14 protein-coding genes are annotated in these 13,274 nt (G+C 61.5%); 12 read left to right on the top strand and 2 right to left on the bottom strand.

The features are described from left to right. From J4D25_RS04835 to J4D25_RS04780, 12 genes are all read left to right on the top strand, one after another. Window positions 1-1,551 carry an ABC transporter substrate-binding protein gene (locus J4D25_RS04835; protein ID WP_057715496.1) on the top strand — a complete coding sequence of 517 codons (1,551 nt, stop codon included), beginning with the start codon at window positions 1-3 and terminating at the stop codon, window positions 1,549-1,551. Between the two features lie 364 nt (window positions 1,552-1,915). Continuing rightward, window positions 1,916-2,449: a response regulator gene (locus tag J4D25_RS04830; protein WP_057715495.1), complete on the top strand. Its 534-nt coding sequence runs from the start codon at window positions 1,916-1,918 to the stop codon at window positions 2,447-2,449. An 83-nt stretch (window positions 2,450-2,532) separates the two neighbouring features. Then, entirely contained in the window at window positions 2,533-4,239 is a 1,707-nt protein-coding gene (locus J4D25_RS04825; RefSeq protein ID WP_057715494.1) for a GspE/PulE family protein, read from the top strand. Continuing rightward, window positions 4,220-5,023, top strand: a complete 804-nt coding sequence (locus J4D25_RS04820; RefSeq protein WP_057715493.1) for a hypothetical protein — start codon at window positions 4,220-4,222, stop codon at window positions 5,021-5,023. The genes J4D25_RS04825 and J4D25_RS04820 overlap by 20 nt, the downstream gene beginning before the upstream one ends. Before the next feature lies 1 nt (window position 5,024). Continuing rightward, window positions 5,025-5,570 carry a PilN domain-containing protein gene (locus J4D25_RS04815; protein ID WP_057715492.1) on the top strand — a complete coding sequence of 182 codons (546 nt, stop codon included), beginning with the start codon at window positions 5,025-5,027 and terminating at the stop codon, window positions 5,568-5,570. Beyond that, window positions 5,557-6,105, top strand: a complete 549-nt coding sequence (locus tag J4D25_RS04810; RefSeq protein ID WP_057715491.1) for a GspMb/PilO family protein — start codon at window positions 5,557-5,559, stop codon at window positions 6,103-6,105. Before J4D25_RS04815 ends, J4D25_RS04810 begins: the two co-directional genes overlap by 14 nt. Beyond that, a complete protein-coding gene (locus tag J4D25_RS04805; protein ID WP_057715490.1) occupies window positions 6,105-6,623 on the top strand; it encodes a hypothetical protein in 519 nt (172 codons plus the stop codon). Before J4D25_RS04810 ends, J4D25_RS04805 begins: the two co-directional genes overlap by 1 nt. Then, a complete protein-coding gene (locus J4D25_RS04800) occupies window positions 6,620-8,446 on the top strand; it encodes a secretin N-terminal domain-containing protein (protein ID WP_057715489.1) in 1,827 nt (608 codons plus the stop codon). The genes J4D25_RS04805 and J4D25_RS04800 overlap by 4 nt, the downstream gene beginning before the upstream one ends. 2 nt (window positions 8,447-8,448) lie before the next feature. Beyond that, window positions 8,449-8,922: a type II secretion system protein gene (locus tag J4D25_RS04795; protein ID WP_057715488.1), complete on the top strand. Its 474-nt coding sequence runs from the start codon at window positions 8,449-8,451 to the stop codon at window positions 8,920-8,922. A 4-nt stretch (window positions 8,923-8,926) separates the two neighbouring features. After that, window positions 8,927-9,301, top strand: coding sequence for a type II secretion system protein (locus J4D25_RS04790; RefSeq protein WP_057715487.1), 375 nt, complete (start codon window positions 8,927-8,929; stop codon window positions 9,299-9,301). Further along, window positions 9,276-9,815 (top strand): hypothetical protein, encoded by a 540-nt coding sequence (locus J4D25_RS04785; RefSeq protein WP_057715486.1) that lies wholly within the window; start codon window positions 9,276-9,278, stop codon window positions 9,813-9,815. Before J4D25_RS04790 ends, J4D25_RS04785 begins: the two co-directional genes overlap by 26 nt. 857 nt (window positions 9,816-10,672) lie before the next feature. Further along, complete coding sequence (locus J4D25_RS04780) at window positions 10,673-10,996, top strand: DUF6124 family protein (protein WP_057715485.1); 324 nt, start codon at window positions 10,673-10,675, stop codon at window positions 10,994-10,996. A gap of 168 nt (window positions 10,997-11,164) precedes the next feature. On the opposite strand, the gene J4D25_RS04775 is transcribed toward J4D25_RS04780, so the two are convergent. Both J4D25_RS04775 and ppnN read right to left on the bottom strand, forming a co-directional pair. Then, window positions 11,165-11,605, bottom strand: coding sequence for an NUDIX hydrolase (locus J4D25_RS04775; RefSeq protein WP_057715484.1), 441 nt, complete (start codon window positions 11,603-11,605; stop codon window positions 11,165-11,167). 89 nt (window positions 11,606-11,694) lie between these two features. Then, window positions 11,695-13,068: a nucleotide 5'-monophosphate nucleosidase PpnN gene (ppnN, locus tag J4D25_RS04770; RefSeq protein WP_057715483.1), complete on the bottom strand. Its 1,374-nt coding sequence runs from the start codon at window positions 13,066-13,068 to the stop codon at window positions 11,695-11,697. Window positions 13,069-13,274: the final 206 nt, after the last annotated feature.

The following is a 13,274-nucleotide window of genomic DNA, read 5'->3' as shown; positions in this document are numbered from 1 at the left end:
ATGAATACTGCCCTCGTCCTTGGCCTGCTGCTCTTCGGCAGCATCGCGCTCACCGCCCAGGCGCTGCCGCTGAGTCTCAGCGAAAGTGCCGGTAAACGGTTGTACCACGAAGGCGTGTCGGCCAGCGGCGAACCGATCATGGTCCGGGTCGGCGCAGCGGGCGTGCTGCTGCCGGCCACCCGCCTGCCGTGCGCCAATTGTCATGGCGAGGATGGCCTCGGGCGCCTGGAAGGCGAGGTGCGACCGCCGGACCTGCGCTGGTCTCGACTGGCCAGCAGTCAAGGCCAGCAGCACATCAACGGCCGCAGTTATCCGGCCTACAGCGAAATCACCCTGGCGCGGGCGGTGCAGGAGGGGCGCGACCCGGGCAACAATCGGCTCGATCCGACGATGCCACGGTTCGTGTTGTCGATGATCGATCAACGCAACCTCACCGCGTACCTCAAGCACCTGGCCGAAGACCGCGTTCCGGGACTGGCCCCCGACAGTCTGCACCTGGGTACGTTGTTGCCGGGTTCCGGCCCCTTGGGCGAGGAGGGCATCACGGTGGCAGCGGTGCTCAATGGCTGCGTGGCGCGCATCAACGAGGCGGGCGGAATTCATGGCCGGCAGTTGCGCCTGACCATCCTCGACCCCGGCGCCGACCGCGCCAGTGCCGAAAAGGCGCTGGACCGGTTGATCAATGAAGAGCAGGTGTTTGCCCTGATCGCACCGATGGCGCCGGCATTGGACCTGAACTTCGCCATGCGTCTGGAACAGGCCGGCATTCCCCTGATCGGGCCACTGTCCTTGCAGGGCACGCTCCACACCAGCCCGCAGATATTCGAGCCACTGCCGGGCCTTCGCGACCAATTGATCGCCCTGGCCAACTACGCCAGTGCGAGCCTGCGGGTGCTTCAGGGGCCGACGCTGATCGCCTACCCGGACGAACCCGGCCAACGCCTGGCGGCGCAGGAACTCAGCAAGTACTTGCAGGGGCACGCCTGGCAAAAGGTGCGCCTGCAAGCCTATGACCCGGCCGGGGATGATTTTCCCTTGGGGTCGCGCTCGGTGTTTTACCTGGGCAGCAGCAGCGGCTTCAGTCGTCTGGCCGAGCGCTTGCAAACGGCGGGGCAGGTGCCTTACCTGTTCGCCGCCTCGAACCAGGTGGCGGGCAATCTGATGCAGGTGCCCAGCGGATTTTCCCGACGGGTGTTCCTGGCCTATCCGTTCGTGCCCAGCGACTGGACTCAGGCTGGGCGCCTGGCCTTGACCCAGTTGCGCGAACACCAGGGCCTCGGTGGCCAGCATGCGGTGCTGCAAGTGGGCGCGTTCAGTTCGATGATGCTGCTCAGCGAAGGCATGAAGCAGGCCGGGCGCAATGCCAGTCGCGAGAAGCTGGTCAGGGCCCTGGAAGGCTTGCGTGACTTCGATACCGGGCTGACACCGCTGATCAGCTTTGGTCCGGGCCGGCGCCTGGGCTTGAGCGGTGCCCATATCGTCACGGTGGATCTGCCGGACCAGCGTTTCTATTTGGTCGCACCCTATAAACCCATTGCTGCCACGCCCTGACCGGAGGCCGATCATGAAACTCGATACCGCCCGGTGCAGACGCTTCCACTGGCGAAACCGCAGGGCTACGCTTAACCGGGATAAGGGCGTCGGCGCCATTGCGCTCGCGCAATCGAATCGAACGGATTGCCGATCAATAGGGGGTTTCCCCAACAGTGGGGGGAAAAGTCCAGTGCCAATCACGTCGCTTTCCCCGTTTTTGGGGGATGGAACTGCGCTACGAAAAGGCATTGTTTTTTAAATTCAAGGACATGAAGTCCTCAAATTACCGGTGTCCAGCCTGGCATGAAGTGTGCGTTAGTCCTGTCAGGACGCGCACTCCGTCAGGTTCAAAATCCGGACCTGCGGTTTCAAGGAGTCCACCTTGTTGAATAAAGTACTGGTTGTTGATGACGAACAGTTGCTGGCGGAGAACCTCCAGGGTTACCTGCAGGCGCAAGCACTGGAAGTCCGGATTGCCCACGACGGTGCGAAAGGAATCGCTGAAGCCGATGATTTCGCGCCCGATGTGATGGTGTTCGATTACCGCTTGCCCGATATGGAAGGCTTTCAGGTGCTCGATGCCGTCCGCCAGAACAGGAAGTGTCATTTCGTGCTGATCACAGGGCATCCAACCGCAGAGGTTTGCGAGCGGGCCCGGCAACTGGGCGTCAGCCATATCCTGTTCAAACCGTTTCCATTGGCGGAATTGGCCCGTGCCGTGCTTGATCTTCTGGGCAGGCAACGCGAACCCAAAGTGGGGGTGAGCACTTCCGAAGGCTTTGTCGAACGACGCCAGAGCAGGACCGAGAGTTTCCCGCTGCAGTTGTACGACGGTAGCTGGGTGCTGGCAGATCGCCGAAAAAATACATCGGCCTCCAAGGCGCCAGACGACGAACAGTTGCTCACCGGGGAGTAGTGGCGCGACAAGACGTTCCGGCCTCCGCCGAATGGCTCGCCGCGCCGACAGGGCCCAAAGCCCCGGGCGTAGGAGAGCAAGCCATGGACCGTCTATCCTTTGCCGTAGAACCGGCGCAACCGGAATGTTCACCGACTCGTTTTACCAGTGAGCAACTGGCCCAGGCCCGAGCCCTGGCCACCAGTTCCGGCGAGCGGATGCTGGACGCCCTGGGGCGGCTGTGCGCACTGGCTCCCATGCCTTTCATTCAATGCCTCGGCGTAACCCTGCACTACCCGGTGCTCGACACCGACAGCCTGTTCAATTCCACGCCGGTGTTCGACCGGGTGACCCTGGCCCAATGCCTCAAGCGCGAATTCACCCTGTTGCGTCACAACGATGCGGTCATCGGTGTGTTCGCCGACCCCTTCGACAGTGCGCGCCTGGCCTGGATCGATGAGTGCCTGCAAGGCGCGCCGCTGTACCTGGTGCATGCCGATGACCTGAAGGCCTATCTGGCGCGTCACGAAGAAAGCTTCCATGCGGTGGAGTCGCTCAACGCCCAGAGCGACGCCGGCGCCGAAACCGATAACCTGCAAAGCCTGTCCCTGACCAGCATCAGCGAAGATTCCAGCGTCGTGGTCAAACTGGTCAACTCGACCCTGTACGACGCGCTGAAAATGCACGCCAGCGACATCCACCTCGGCACCACCGGCAGCGGCCTGGTGATCAAGTACCGGATCGACGGCGTGCTCAACAACATCAGCAAAATCCAGGGCAGCGAGTTCGCCGAGCAAGTGATTTCCCGGGTCAAGGTCATGGCCGAACTGGACATTGGCGAAAAACGCGTGCCCCAGGATGGTCGCTTCAAGATCGGCATCAGCGGCCGACAGATCGACTTCCGGGTGTCGATCATGCCGAGCATTTTCGGCGAAGACGCGGTGCTGCGGGTACTCGACAAACAGGACCTGGCGGACAAGGTCTGTGGCGTGCAGTTGCAGGCCCTGGGCTTTGAAGAAGAAACCTTGCGCCAGCTGCGCCGGCTGGCCGCCGAACCCTACGGCATGGTGCTGGTGACCGGGCCGACCGGTAGCGGCAAGACCACTACCCTGTACGCGATGATCACCGAGATCAACCACGGCGTGGACAAGATCATCACCATTGAAGACCCGGTGGAATATCAACTGCCGGGCGTGCTGCAAATCCCCGTCAACGAGAAGAAAGGCCTGACCTTCGCCCGGGGCCTGCGCTCGATCCTGCGCCATGACCCGGACAAGATCATGGTCGGTGAAATCCGCGACCCGGACACCGCACAGATCGCCGTGCAATCGGCGCTCACCGGTCACCTTGTGTTCACCACCATTCACGCCAACAACGTGTTCGACGTCATCGGCCGTTTCACCCAGATGGAAATCGATCCCTACAGCCTGGTCTCGGCACTCAATGCCGTACTGGCCCAGCGTTTGATCCGCCTGGTCTGCACCAGTTGCAGCAGCCCCTACAGCCCGACGCAAGAAGAGCTGGAGGTCTCGGGGCTTGATCCGCAAAAGGTCTCTCACTACCGGTTCGTCCACGGCAAGGGCTGCGGGCATTGTCGGGGCACCGGTTATCGCGGGCGTAGCGCAATTGCCGAGTTGCTGCACCTGGACGACGAATTGCGGCAAATGATCGTCGAGCGCCAACCCATTTCGAAAATCAAGGCGCACGCCTGCAAACGTGGCTTGCGCCTGTTGCGCGAGTCGGCGCTGGAGATGGTGGAACAAGGCCGGACGACTCTCGAGGAGATCAATCGTGTCACTTTTATCTCGTGAGCAATTTGTCGCCGTGCTCGGCGCAAGCGGTGTTGGCCTGGGGCAGCGGCAAGGCGCTGCAACCCACTGGCTGGGCAGCGTCGGCTACATTGACGAAGGCTTCCAGGCCTGGACGGTGGCCCTCGATACCCTCGACCGTTTGTTGGCCGAACACACCGTTGCCAGGGCGGAACTGACGGTGGTGATCTCCGGGCACTTCAGTCGCTATTGCTTGGTGCCCTGGAGTGAGCAGATCAGTAGCCCGGCCGAATTGCTCGGCTTCGCCCAACTGTGTTTCGAAGACCTCTACGGTGCCCCGACACAACCCTGGAGCCTGGTACTCTCGGCCGAACCCGCCGGTTACGACCGCATCGCCACCGCGCTGCCACAGGACCTGCTCGAACGCCTGCGCGCCCTGGTCAGGGCTCGCGGTTTGCGCTTGCGTTCGGTGCAGCCGTACCTGATGACGGCGTTCAACCATTTCGATAAAAGCTTTGAGGCCGGGGATTTCCTGTTCGTGGTCGCCGAACCGGTGCGCAGCGTGTTGCTGCTGGCCAGGGAAGGGCGCTGGACCTCGGTGCGATCGGTGGGCAGCAGCGACAGCGATGCGGCGCTGACCGCGTTGATCGGTCGTGAACACCAGTTGCAGGCTTCCAGCAGCGAACGGCCGTTGAATGTCTACCTGCATGCACCGGCGCGCATCGATTCGCCTCCTGACGTGCCTGGTGTGCATCTGCGCACCCTCGAAGAAGACCGGACAGCCGTACGCGATTGCCTGTACCTCATGTCTCGGGCGGTGGCCTGACATGCGCCCCCTGATGCTCGACTTTCAGCCGCGCCGCCGTGCAGGCCCCTTGGGCTGGAGCCTGCTGGCCGGTGGCGTGGTGCTGACACTGACCTGCCTGCTGGTGCAACAACACCTGAGCCACGAGGCCGAACAACAGCAAGGTCATCTGCAAATCACACAGCGAGTGCTCACCGGCGATACCGGCAGCAAGCTCAGCCTGACCCCGGCGCAAATTCGCGAGCAGGCGCATAACCTGGCGGAAATGCGCAAGGTCTCCCAGCAGTTGCGCCGCCCTTGGGAACGCCTGTTCGCCACCCTCGAAGCCATGCCGCGGGACAACATTGCCCTGCTGACCCTGACCCCGGACGCCCGCAAGGGCCAGGTGCGGATCAGCGCCGAGGCGCTGGACCTGGACGCCATGCTCGATTTCCACCGCCGTCTCGAAGCCAGCGACGAGCTGTCCGACGTATCGCTGCTGAGCCACGAAATTGTCGCCAACGTGCCGGAACACCCGGTGCAGTTCAACCTGTCGGCTACCTGGGAGATCGGCGATGCAAATCCATAAATTGATCGTCCACGAATACCTGCAAGGCCTGGGCGTTCCGGGGCTGGCAGGGATGGTCATGCTGGTGCTGGCGCTGAGCTATGGCCTGGTGGGGTTGCTGCCGAACTGGGAGTCGCTGCAAAGCCTCAGCCAGCAAACTCGCGAAGCCACCGAGTACCTGGCCAAGGTCGAAGACGGCAGCGTGGCCGCGCCGGTGGTGCCGCAGCGCCAGCTCGACGATTTTCGCAGCAAGTTGCCGTCCCAGCCCCAGGCCACCGTGGCCATCGACAAGATCTACGCCCTGGCCGCCCAGGAACGCATCACCTTGTCCCGGGGTGAATACTCCCTGGGCGTGGACCCCAAGACCCAGCTGGCCCGTTATCAGATTCTGCTGCCGGTACGTGGCAGCTACCCGCAACTGCGGCGTTTCCTGCACGCCTTGCTCGGCCAGTTGCCGGCGGTGGTGCTCGAGGATGTGGAGCTACAGCGCAAGAATATCGCCGATACCGACCTGACCGGGCGGATCCGCATGACCCTTTACCTGTCGAGGTCATGATGAATACCAAACGAGTGTCGGGTTGGGTGGCGTTCTTCGGTGTAGCGGCAGCGCTCGCCTGGCTCCCCGAATACTTCAATCAGGCCGGCGACAGCGACCTTGCGGTGGCCACCGTGGCTACGCCAGCCAAGGGCAAGACCCCTGGCGCATCGACGGCTGCATCGAGCGCCGCTGCGCTGGCGCCGATCAAGGACCTGAGCCCGGCAGGCGACCTGTTCGCCGCCCGCAGCTGGATAGCGGCGCCGGCCCTTGGCACCGTCACTGAACAACCGGTAGTCGTTACTCCTGTGGTGCAAGTCCCCACTGCACCACCGTTGCCCTTCCAGTTTGTCGGCAGGCTGGATGACCGTTCCGATCTGCAGGTGTTTTTGCAGAGCGGCGAAAAAATATACGTCGTGCGCAAAGGGGATGTCATCGACGAAACCTGGCGGATCGAGCGGATTTCCGATAAGGAACTGAGCCTGGTCTACCTGCCTCTGCATTTGGCGCAGACCTTGTCTGTGGGGAGTACGGAATGAACAAATCCCGTTTGCTGATGAGCCTTTGTCTCTGCGCGGGGCTGGCCGCATGCAGTTCGGCGCAGGTTGCCAGGGATGAAGCTTCGGCCCTGATCGAATCGGGCCAATATGAAGCCGGTCTGGCGCGCATCGAAGAAGGATTGCGGGAAAACCCTCGCGATACCGAACTGCACATGGCTCTCAACAGCGGACGGGCCCGCGCCGTGACGGCGCTGCTGACCCAGGCCGACATGGACCGCACCCAGCGTAATTTCGCCGGGGCCCGCATGACTTATAGCCGGGTCTTGAACATCGAACCGAACAACCGTCGTGCCCAGGATTCCCTGCGCCAGCTCGACTACCTGCGCAGCATGGATGAGAAACTCGAACTGGCCCGTGGCGACCTGCGTCGCGGTGACATCTACGGTGCCGACCGCCAGGTCAGACAGATTCTCGAACTGGACCCGAAGAACGAAGGCGCGCTGGAACTGCAAGGCAGCATCCGCCTGGTGCAGAGCCGCAACGTGGTGCAGTACCCACAACTGCGCACGCGCCTTGACCGACCGGTGACCCTGGAATTTCGCGATGCCAACCTCAAGACCATTTTTGAAGTGCTGTCCCAGGTCGCCGGCCTGAACTTCATCTTCGACAAGGACCTGCGCCCGGACATGAAAGCCACGATCTTCGTACGTGACGTGCGTATCGAAGATGCCGTGGATCTGCTGCTGCAACAGAACCAGCTGCATCAGAAAGTGGTCAATGAAAACACCGTGCTGATCTACCCGGACTCGCCGCAGAAACTCAAGGATTACCAGGAGCTGGTGATGCGCACCTTCTACCTGACCAGCATCGATGCCAACACGGCGTTGAACATGATCAAGACCATGCTCAAGACCCGCGACGTGTTCGTCGATGAGCGCCTCAACACCCTGACCATGCGCGATACCGGTGACGCGGTGCGCATGGCGGAAAAACTCCTGCAATCGCAGGACCAGTCCAACCCGGAAGTGGTGCTGGAAGTGGAAGTGATGGAAGTCGCCCGCCAGCGCATTCTCGACCTTGGCTTGCAATGGCCCAACACCTTCGGCGTGGTCAACAGCGATGGGTCGGCGGTGACCCTTCTCGATCAGCTCAAGGGCATCAACTCCGGCCGCATCACGATTTCGCCATCGCCCCAGGCCAAGATCAATGCCCAGGACAAGGACATCAATACCCTGGCCAGCCCCGTGATTCGGGTCAGCAACCGCGAACAGGCGCGCATCCACATCGGTCAGCGCGTGCCGATCATCAGCGCCACCTCGGTGCCTTCGACCCAGGGCCCTGTGATCACCGAAAGCGTGACCTACCTCGACGTCGGTCTGAAGCTCGAAGTGCAGCCCATCGTGCACCTGAACAACGAAGTGGCGATCAAGATCGCGCTGGAAGTCAGTAACGCCACGCCGCTGACACCGACCGCTCAGGGCACCATTCCGGTCCAGGTCGATACCCGCAACGCCCAGACCACCTTGCGTCTGCATGACGGCGAAACCCAGATCCTCGCCGGTCTGGTGCGCGACGACCACGGCGCCACCGGCAACAAGATTCCCGGCCTTGGCGACATTCCCGGCCTGGGTCGCCTGTTCGGCAGCAACAGGGACGACGTCATCAAATCCGAACTGGTGCTGTCGATCACCCCGCGGATCGTGCGCAATCTGCCGTACCAGAGTCCGTCGGACATGGAATTCCCGACCGGTACCGAAACCAGCATGCACATCCAGGCACCGGACCGTTCGATGAGCACCACGGTTCAGGCCAACCCCATGATCGCCCCGATCGCCACCACCGTTACCGTCGGGAAGCCTTGATCATGAACGCCTCGCAACGCGGTTTTACCCTGGTCGAAGTCGTGGTGACGCTCGCCCTGGTCGGCCTGCTGGCCGGCATGGCCGCACCGCTGACCGAGACCGTGGTGCGTCGGGGCAAAGAGCAGGACCTGCGAACCGCGCTGTACCAGATCCGCGATGCCATCGACGCTTACAAACAAGCCTTCGACGCGGGCTACATCGAGAAGTCGCTCGACAGCAGCGGCTACCCGCCGAACCTGCAAGTACTGGTCGAGGGTGTGCGTGACACGCGCAGCGCAAAGGGCGCCAAGTTCTACTTCCTGCGGCGCATCCCCCGTGACCCGCTGGCAGCCGTCAAGCGTGACGACGAGGGCGGCTGGGGCCTGCGTTCCTATAACAGTTCGGCTGAGAACCCGCGCGAGGGCCAGGACGTCTTTGACGTTTACTCCAAGGCCCGCGGCAAGGGCCTCAATGGCATCGCCTACCGAGAGTGGTGAGCATATGCGTCGGCAAAAGGGCTTTACCCTGATTGAACTGATGGTGGTCATGGCAATCATCGCGACCCTGATGACGATCGCCTTGCCACGCTACTTCAGCAGCCTGGAAGCTTCCAAAGAGACCACCTTGCATCAGAGCCTGTCGTCCATGCGCGAGGCGCTGGATCATTACTATGGAGACACCGGGCGTTATCCCGATTCCATCGAACAGCTGGTCGAACTGCGCTACCTGCGCAACCAGCCGCTGGACCCGATTGCCGAGCGCAAGGACACCTGGGTCATTGTCGCGCCACCGGATGGCGTGGCAGGCGGGGTGGCCGATATCAAGAGTGGGGCCAGCGGGAGGGCGCGTGATGGCAGCCTGTATTCCGAGTGGTAAACCTTCGAACCAGGACGGCTTCACCTACCTGGGTGTGCTGTTTCTGGTCGTCGTGCTGGGCATGGGCCTGGCCAGTGCCGGCGAGTTGTGGGCCACCGCTGCGCGCCGCGATCGCGAAAACCAGTTGCTCTGGGTCGGTACGCAATATGCCCAGGCGCTGCGCAGCTATTACCGCAGTTCGCCCGGTATGGCCCAGTATCCGAAAGAACTCAAGGACCTGTTGCAGGACGAGCGTTTTCCGTCGGCCAGGCATCATCTGCGGCAGTTGTACCCGGAGCCGATGACAGGGGGCGAATGGGAGCTGATGCGTGATTTTGACGGGCGGATCAGCGGCGTGTACTGCCCGTCCGAGCAGAAGCCGCTCAAGCAAGAGAATTTTCCCAGCCAGTGGTCGGACTTCAAAGGCATGGCCAGCTACAAGGATTGGCAGTTTGTGGCCGAGAAAGTCTCCTTCGAAGGTACCGACGGGCCGCCGAAAGAACAGTCCACCGGGCCCCAGGCATTGCAGCCTTGAATCGCAGGAGCGGGATTGCTTGCGAAGGCGGCCTGACAGCCGACCTGTCTTTTGTTGACCGTGTACATATCCATTGCTGCGGTAACGGCGGCTGGCGGTTTCGCCCTTACGGCGAGTCCCTTTTGTCAAACGACACAAAAGGAACCAAAAAGTCTCGCCCCGAACGTACGGCCCCTCGCCAAGGCTCGGGGTTCCTTCGCTCCGGCATTCATCCGGGGGCATCGCCCTCCGGTTGGCTTCGCTGGCACCTACATGCGATGTGTTCGACTGCGTCGAACGGCGCTGCGCGCCAATCCCCGGATGAACACCTCCACTCAGCCTGCCGAGGGGGCGGGTGGATCAAGATCAAGAGCTGCAGGCGAGCTAACGCTCGGCCTGATGTTTGGTGAGAAGCAGCGGGTGTACGCTGCTCTGCCTTTGCTCTTCTGTGGGAGCGAGCTTGCTCGCGATGGCGGTCTTACAACCAACGATAATCCTTTGGCTCACACCACAGGAATTTGTGGATGTCAGAGGCGGCTGTAGGACCAGGAGTGAGGCTACACCGCCTTGCGTCGTTGCCTACATCTACGCCAGAATCCGCCGGCTTGTGGGCCTTGGACCCTGATTCTATCGTTGCCGGGTCGCTGCAAATTCAGCGATCGGGTTTCGCAGCCCAGGTTAATCAAGGCGCTCAGCGCCACCGTTTCCTTGCAGTTGGCGCTTTTGTTCGCCCACTGTTTTGCGTTATGGCGACTGTGCGCGGGAGACTTTCGGGTCTGCCGGGTTCCTTGATTCCCGGTCTGCGAACCCGCGTATGGCCGCCACCTTCTTCGTTTCGCAGCGAATTGTGGCGGCTCCATCAATCAAGGAGCTTCGTCATGGTCAAACCCACGCCAAATCCCCCCGAATCAAAAGCCGATACCAGTCAGCGTGCATCAACTCTCCACCTGAAACCTGCCATCCTCAAAAGCATCGCCCCCCACAATCCCAGCACGATGTTCGTCATCGCCCCGAACATCGACACCGAAACCCTGTTGGCCCACGCCTGTGAATCGCTGGCTTCAGCAAGCGTGATGGCGACTGATTTCGCCACGTTTCTGGACGGCCCCCAGCGCAGCATGCTGCTGGGTATCCAGCAGGTAATCATGCTGGCCGACCTGGCAGTCAACCGCGCTCTGGATAACGTTGCCCCATTGGACTAACCACAGAACCTTTGTGGCGAGGGGGCTTGCCCCCGTTGGGCTGCGTAGCGGCCCCAAAATCAGGCAATGCGGTTTTTCAGGCTGACCGCGCTGAATGGATTTGCGACTGCTGCGCAGCCGAACGGGGGCAAGCCCCCTCGCCACAGGGGTTGTGTTCGCTTGCACGCTTCAGGCGTTTTCCAGCATCGTGATCAACTGCTCCGGCCACACCGTTTCTCGGGTCTCTTGCAGCTCTGCCACCGACCACCATTTATGGTCAGCCATTACCCGGACTTCGTTAGCCGTCCATCCCTCCCGGGACAGGTGTTCACTGTCGGTATGAACCACGAAATAGCGCTCAACGGACAACACCGTTTCGCCGCTTGGCAGCATCATCGGAAAACTGCGTTCTGCAACGCTCGCCCCCACCGTGTCGATGCGTAAACCCGTCTCTTCAAACAGTTCACGAACCGCCGCAACCTCAAAGGATTCACCCTGCTCAAGCCCCCCACCGGGTGTCGCCCAGTGGCTTTGGCCAGCGAGGGCATCGTTTTTGTGTTGGAAGTGAAACAGCAGAACCTGTTGCGAGGGATTGATCACCAGCAGTCTGGCGGAATTACGTTGGCGCATTTTTTTCTTTCCATAGAGTGCCGCGAACCGCAGCTTTCACTGCGGCTCGCGACGGTAAAGCTCATGTCGGCGTTATTACACCGAAAGGGTTATGCCACCACCCGATAACACGGCACATACGCCGCGCCGCCCGGCAGTTTCATCCGGTGTTGGGCGACGAAGGCTTTGAGCAGCAGGTCCAGCGGTTGCATGATCGCCGCGTCGCCACGGATCTGGTACGGCCCGTGTTCTTCGATCAGGCGGATGCCCTTGTCCTTGACGTTGCCGGCGACGATGCCGGAGAACGCGCGTCGCAGGTTCGCTGCCAGTTCGTGGGACGGCAGGTCGAGGCTCAGTTTCAGGTTGGCCATGTTTTCGTGGGTCGGGTCGAACGGGCGCTGGAAGCCTTCGTCGATTTTCAGCAGCCAGTTGAAGTGGAACGCGTCGTTGCGCTCGCGGCGGAACTGCTTGACCGCCTTGAGGCCCTGGGTCATCTGCCGCGCCACTTCGGCCGGGTCATCGATGATGATCTGGTAGTGCTGCTTGGCGGTTTCGCCCAGGGTCGCACCGACGAATGCGTCCAGTTGTTCCAGGTACGGCGCGGCGTGTTTCGGCCCGGTGAGGATGACCGGGAAGGGCAGGCCTTCATTGCCCGGGTGCATCAGGATGCCCAGCAGGTACAGGAACTCTTCGGCCGTACCGGCGCCGCCCGGGAAGATGATGATGCCGTGGCCTACGCGGACGAAGGCTTCCAGGCGTTTTTCGATGTCCGGCAGGATCACCAGTTCGTTGACGATCGGGTTCGGCGCCTCGGCGGCGATGATTCCGGGTTCGGTCAGGCCCAGGTAGCGGCCGCCGTGGATGCGTTGCTTGGCGTGGGCGATGGTGGCGCCTTTCATCGGGCCTTTCATCACGCCGGGGCCGCAACCGGTGCAGATGTCCAGGCTGCGCAGGCCCAGTTCGTGGCCGACTTTCTTGGTGTATTTGTATTCTTCGGTGTTGATCGAGTGCCCGCCCCAGCACACCACGATCTTCGGCTCGACGCCAGGGCGCAGGGTGCGGGCGTTGCGCAGCAGGTGGAAGACGTAATCGCTGATGCCTTGGGAGCTGCTCAGGTCGATGCGTTGGCTGTCGAGTTCGTTTTCGGTGTAGACGATGTCACGCAGGGCGCTGAACAGCATTTCCCGGGTGCTGGCGATCATTTCACCGTCGACGAAGGCGTCGGCCGGGGCGTTCAGCAGTTCCAGGCGCACGCCACGGTCCTGCTGGTGAATGCGGATCTCAAAATCCTTGTAGGCTTCAAGGATGGTCTTGGCGTTGTCGACATGGGCGCCGGTGTTGAGGATGGCCAGGGCGCACTGGCGGAAGAGGGTGTAGGTGCTGCCGGAACCGGCTTCGCTCAATTGCTGGACTTCCCGTTGCGAGAGTGTTTCCAGGCTGCCTTTGGGACTGACGGAGGCGTTGATAACTTGGCGTTGGGTCATTCAATGATCCTTAAAACGATGTCATTCACACAACAACAACGAATGGCATCCGAATAATGTGTATTCATGAAAGAAGATGGCACGAACTGCGCAGTCTCGCCATGTCCCCGCTTGACGATGAAAAGATGAAAAGGAGCCCCAGCATAGCTAAATCCCGCGCAGAGGCGATAATGGCCCGCAGTCTTTTTGCCTCAGACCCCTTTTTA

It is taken from the genome of Pseudomonas sp. GW456-L13 (assembly GCF_017350115.1).
Classification (GTDB): Bacteria; Pseudomonadota; Gammaproteobacteria; order Pseudomonadales; family Pseudomonadaceae; genus Aquipseudomonas; species Aquipseudomonas jessenii.
This window is presented reverse-complemented; position numbering and strand designations above follow the sequence as displayed.

Coding starts and splice junctions, on each gene's coding strand:
- J4D25_RS04835 (WP_057715496.1), top strand. CDS start 1: ATGAATACTGCCCTCGTCCTTGGCCTGCTGCTCTTCGGCAGCATCGCG.
- J4D25_RS04825 (WP_057715494.1), top strand. CDS start 2,533: ATGGACCGTCTATCCTTTGCCGTAGAACCGGCGCAACCGGAATGTTCA.
- J4D25_RS04815 (WP_057715492.1), top strand. CDS start 5,025: ATGCGCCCCCTGATGCTCGACTTTCAGCCGCGCCGCCGTGCAGGCCCC.
- J4D25_RS04810 (WP_057715491.1), top strand. CDS start 5,557: ATGCAAATCCATAAATTGATCGTCCACGAATACCTGCAAGGCCTGGGC.
- J4D25_RS04805 (WP_057715490.1), top strand. CDS start 6,105: ATGAATACCAAACGAGTGTCGGGTTGGGTGGCGTTCTTCGGTGTAGCG.
- J4D25_RS04800 (WP_057715489.1), top strand. CDS start 6,620: ATGAACAAATCCCGTTTGCTGATGAGCCTTTGTCTCTGCGCGGGGCTG.
- J4D25_RS04795 (WP_057715488.1), top strand. CDS start 8,449: ATGAACGCCTCGCAACGCGGTTTTACCCTGGTCGAAGTCGTGGTGACG.
- J4D25_RS04790 (WP_057715487.1), top strand. CDS start 8,927: ATGCGTCGGCAAAAGGGCTTTACCCTGATTGAACTGATGGTGGTCATG.
- J4D25_RS04785 (WP_057715486.1), top strand. CDS start 9,276: ATGGCAGCCTGTATTCCGAGTGGTAAACCTTCGAACCAGGACGGCTTC.
- J4D25_RS04780 (WP_057715485.1), top strand. CDS start 10,673: ATGGTCAAACCCACGCCAAATCCCCCCGAATCAAAAGCCGATACCAGT.
- J4D25_RS04775 (WP_057715484.1), bottom strand. CDS start 11,605: ATGCGCCAACGTAATTCCGCCAGACTGCTGGTGATCAATCCCTCGCAA.
- ppnN (WP_057715483.1), bottom strand. CDS start 13,068: ATGACCCAACGCCAAGTTATCAACGCCTCCGTCAGTCCCAAAGGCAGC.